5 protein-coding genes are annotated in these 4,469 nt (G+C 65.4%); 3 read left to right on the plus strand and 2 right to left on the minus strand.

The genetic code is table 11. From position 1 onward, the window contains the following. Positions 1-199 precede the first annotated feature (199 nt). Positions 200-619 (plus strand): PaaI family thioesterase, encoded by a 420-nt coding sequence (locus WBV89_RS11205; RefSeq protein ID WP_423981434.1) that lies wholly within the window; start codon positions 200-202, stop codon positions 617-619. A gap of 39 nt (positions 620-658) precedes the next feature. Next, positions 659-1,453 (plus strand): enoyl-CoA hydratase/isomerase family protein, encoded by a 795-nt coding sequence (locus tag WBV89_RS11210; protein ID WP_423981435.1) that lies wholly within the window; start codon positions 659-661, stop codon positions 1,451-1,453. Here the strand turns inward: WBV89_RS11210 and WBV89_RS11215 are convergent. Continuing rightward, a complete protein-coding gene (locus WBV89_RS11215) occupies positions 1,440-2,018 on the minus strand; it encodes a DUF305 domain-containing protein (RefSeq protein ID WP_423981436.1) in 579 nt (192 codons plus the stop codon). The genes WBV89_RS11210 and WBV89_RS11215 overlap by 14 nt on opposite strands. Before the next feature lie 354 nt (positions 2,019-2,372). Here WBV89_RS11215 and WBV89_RS11220 point away from each other — a divergent pair, with 354 nt between their 5' ends. Then, positions 2,373-4,073 carry an LVIVD repeat-containing protein gene (locus WBV89_RS11220; RefSeq protein ID WP_423981437.1) on the plus strand — a complete coding sequence of 567 codons (1,701 nt, stop codon included), beginning with the start codon at positions 2,373-2,375 and terminating at the stop codon, positions 4,071-4,073. Positions 4,074-4,167: 94 nt separating this feature from the next. On the opposite strand, the gene WBV89_RS11225 is transcribed toward WBV89_RS11220, so the two are convergent. Then, on the minus strand, positions 4,168-4,469 hold a 302-nt coding region (locus WBV89_RS11225), incomplete at its 5' end, for a hypothetical protein (protein WP_423981438.1).

The following is a 4,469-nucleotide window of genomic DNA, read 5'->3' on the forward strand; positions in this document are numbered from 1 at the left end:
CCCACGGTGAGGTTCGAGATGGTGGCGGCGGGAGTCGGGCGACGGACGTCGGCACGTCGTGAGCGGAACATACCCACCATGATGGAACGGAGCGGCCCGTCGACCATGATCGGAGGGCCAGATCATGACGATCGGCGGCCGGGGATCATGACCGCTCAGGTCATCGCCTGCGCGGATCGTTTCGCGCGATCATGACTCGATGAGTCGTGACGTCGATGAGGCCACCGAGTTCCTGCACGAAAGCATGAGCCTCACCCGCACCCTCGGAATGCGGTCGATCGAGGCTGCCCCGGGGCGCGTGGTGATCGATCTCGATTGGTCTCCCGATCTGCTCACGGCCGGAGGCTTGCTGCACGGCGGGGCGGTGATGGCGCTCGCCGATTCCGCGGGTGGGCTGTCGGCGTTCCTCAACCTGCCGACCGGAGCTGCCGGCACGTCCACGATCGAGTCGAAGACGAACTTCCTCGGCGGCGTGAAGGAAGGCGACACGCTGCGCGCCACATCGACACCGCTGCACGTGGGATCGATGACGATCGTCGTCGAGACGGTGCTGACCGTCGGCGATCGGTTGGTCGGCAAGGTCACCCAGACCCAGGCGGTTCTCCATCCGCGAGCCTGACCCGAGATCGGCGGTGGGGTCGGAACTACCGTCGAGTCGATGACCGACGAACTGCTCTACGAAGTGACCGGACACGTGGCCGTGATCCGTTTCAACCGACCCGATCGGATGAACACGATCACGCCTCGAATGCTCCAGGCGCTGTCGACTCGACTCATCGAGGCCGACAGCGATCGCTCCGTCCGCGCGATCGTGCTGACCGGCGAGGGACGCGCCTGGTGCGCCGGGCTCGACGTCGGGGCGGCCGCGTCGGGCGAGGGCATCGGCGGCGACACCAGCAACATGGGCGGTGGAGAGTTCAATCTTCGTGATGCCCCGCCGGTCGTGTTGAACAAGATCGACACGCCGACAATCGCCGCGCTCAACGGTGGCGCCGCCGGGTACGGCTTGGATCTGGCCCTCGGTTGTGACATCCGGATCGCTGCCGAGCACGCCAAGCTGTCCGCTGCCTACACGGCTCGTGGACTCGTTCCCGAGTCGGGTGGTACCTGGCTGCTCCCGCGGATCATCGGGTGGTCGAAGGCGGCCGAACTGGTCTTCACGGCCCGCACGCTGACTGCGACGGAGTCGCTCGACCTCGGTCTCGTGAGCGACGTCGTCCCGGCCGACGACCTGATGAGCACCGCAATGGATCTCGCGCAGGAGATCGCGACGAACGCTCCGATGGCGGTTCGCGCTGCCAAGCGGCTGATGCGCCACGGGATGTCGGAGGACTTCGAAGATCACGTGCAACGTCAATACCTCGCGCTGCTCCCGCTGTTCGCCAGCAAGGACTTCCGAGAGGGACTGGCCAGCTACCTCGAGAAGCGTCCCCCCGAATTCACGGGTCGCTGACGGTCGGCATCTCGTCGAGGAGCGCCTGCATGCGAAGGATCTCGATTTCCTGGTCGGCGTAGATGTCCTGCGCGATCCGACCGCTTTCGACCTCCTGGCCGCCGTTCGCGGCAACCAGTTCGTCGACCATCTGGAGCGCGCCGACGTGGTGCTGGATCATGTAGCGGAGGAACAGCCGATCGAACTCGGGACCCGTCGCGACGCGGAGCTCCTCGAGCTGCGCATCGGTCAACATGCCGGGCATCAGGGGCTCATCCGAGTGTTCGACGTGGTCGGCGGGGTCGGTGCTCGGCACGGCAAAACTGCGCGACTGCAGCCACTCGGCCATCAGATCGATCTCGGACTGTTGACCGATCTCCATCCGCTCCGCGAGGAGCGGGATCTGGTCACCGCCGGAGTTCTCCGCGGCGTAGGCGGTCATCACCAGCGCTTGGCCGTGATGGTGAATCATGCCCTGCATGAACTCAGCATCGGCGAGGCCGTGCGGCACGGCGCTGATCGCGGAGGCTTCCTCTTCGGTGATGATCCGGTTGGTCTCTCCCGGCGCTCCCGCCTGAATGATCACGGGCCCATCTTCGTCAGGAGACGAGTCCCCGTCGGCACCGCACGCCACGAGAGACACGGCGAGTACGACACACCCCAGGCCACCGGCGAGAACGGAGCGACGATGGTTTGGAGCAGACATCAGATCGGCCACGCGGATCCTCTCGAGACGGGCGCTCCGACACCGTTCCGGCATCGGAGTGCTGACTATGGTGTGACGATCGTAACGGCTCGGGTCCCGATCATCATGGGTGAGGAGCCAGTCACACCCCCTGTCGCGATCAGCGACGGGAACAACGCCAGGAGGCCGAATATGGGTTCTGTATTGTCCACACGATCGCGCAGGACTCTGCGCCGATCCGCTCTCGTTGCGACGTTGGCGCTCGCCATCGCAGTACCGACGGTGGCCGGAGCCCAATCCGATCCTCGCGAAGGCCTCGGTGCCGGTTTCCTCGACGCGGAATCCACGATCTCCGGGCTCGAGCACACAGGCGTCTTCGAGAAGCCCGACGGGATCTTCTCGGATGGCAGCACGAGCAACAGCAACTATGACTCGGACCTCGCCTTCCAGGGTGAGCTCGCATTCATGGGCAACTACGGGGGCTTCCAGGTCTTCGACGTCGCCGACCCGACGAATCCTGCCCCGGTCGCAGAGGTCGTGTGCCCCGGTGGTCAGGGTGACCTGTCCGTCTACGGCGACCTGTTGTTCCGATCGGTGGAAGCCAACAACGGCCGGTGGGACTGCGGTACCCAGGGCAACTCGTTCAGCGAGCGGGACCAGACGATGATGCGTGGCATCCAGGTGTGGAACATCTCGGATGTCACCAACCCGGTCCAGATCACCGCCGTCCCCTTGTGCCGAGGCTCACACACTCACTCGATCGTCGAGGATCCGAACGACCCGACGACCGTCTACGTGTACAACTCGGGAACCTCGTCGACGGTCGGCACCAACTTCGTCAGCTGTTCGAACACGCCGGCAGATTCCGAGAACCCCGCCCGATGGAAGACCGAGATCATCGCCGTCCCGCTCGCGGCGCCCGAGACGGCAGCGGTGGTCAACGAGGCTCGGTTGTTCACCGACTCGACATCCGGTGCGATCAACGGCCTGGAGAGCCAGACCGATGCGTGCCATGACATCACCGCCTATCCCGCGATCGGGTTGGCGGCCGGTGCCTGCGAGGGCAACGGCATCCTCATCGACATCAGCGATCCGGCCAATCCGGTTCGTCTCGACGCCGTCGCGGACAACGAGAACTTCGCGTACTGGCACTCGGCCACGTTCAACAACGATGGAACGACGGTCGTCTTCACCGACGAATGGGGCGGCGGCAGCGGCGCGCGTTGCCGTGCGACCGACCCGGTCGAGTGGGGCGCGAACGCGATCTTCGACATCGTCGACGACGGCAGCGGCCCGCGCATGGAGTTCCGCAGCTACCACAAGATGCCGGCCGTCCAGACGTCGCAGGAGAACTGCGTCGCCCACAACGGATCGCTGGTTCCCGTGCCGGGCCGAGACATCCTCGTCCAAGCCTGGTACCAGGGTGGCGTCTCGTTGATGGACTTCACCGACTCGTCCAACCCCGTCGAGATCGCCTACTTCGACCGCGGACCGATCAGCCCGACGTCGCTCATCCTGGGCGGCTTCTGGTCGGCCTACTGGTACAACGGCGACATCATCGGCTCCGAGATCGCTCGCGGCCTCGACGTGTTCGGCCTCGCCGAATCACCGATGATGTCGGCCCGCGAGATCGCCGCCGCCGAGTCGGTGACGTTCGACGAGACCAACGTGCAGGGACAGGACCACATCGCATGGGCCCCGAGCACAGCTGTCGTCGGGTCGTTCGTCGATCAAGCGGCACGCTCGGGTGCACTCGCCATGCTCGACCAGGGCAAGATCAACCAGATCGAGCACTTCCTCACGAAGGCGGACTCGGCGAACAAGCCTCAGAAGTACGCGTCGGCTGCGAAGGAAGGCCGCCATGTGTTGAAGTGGCTCGGTGACGATGCGTTCGCCGACCTGTCAGCGGCGATCGTGCAGCTGTCCGAGTCGCTCGACGCTCAAGCCGCCAGCTGAGCGTCTCGAGGTCCTCTGACTTCCGCTCGGGTGGACTGGCTGCGAGGCCTGTCCACCCGAGCAGCGAGCAGTCTGCTCGAGAAAGTGGAGACGCCTACTTGGAGGTGACGGTCACACCATCGGTGACGACCGATTCATCGAGGCCGATCGGTTCGGAATCGGTGCCGAAGACCCAACGGTAGAAGCCGGTGGCCGCCTGGTGGACGGAGGGCCAGACCTCCTCGACCGGTCGGTTGGGTACTTCGCAGCCGTCGGTTCCGAGCATCCGCAGCGGGTCGTCGACGAGCGCGCCGAGGCCGGCAGCCTCGGCCAAGTCGATCACCGTGGCGCCCTCGGTGCCGATGGCACAGAGATCGGAGAACGCGAGGTGCCCGGAATCCGCAAACGACCAGAGCC

The organism is Ilumatobacter sp., assembly GCF_049588435.1.
In the GTDB taxonomy this organism is placed as follows: domain Bacteria; phylum Actinomycetota; class Acidimicrobiia; order Acidimicrobiales; family Ilumatobacteraceae; genus Ilumatobacter_A.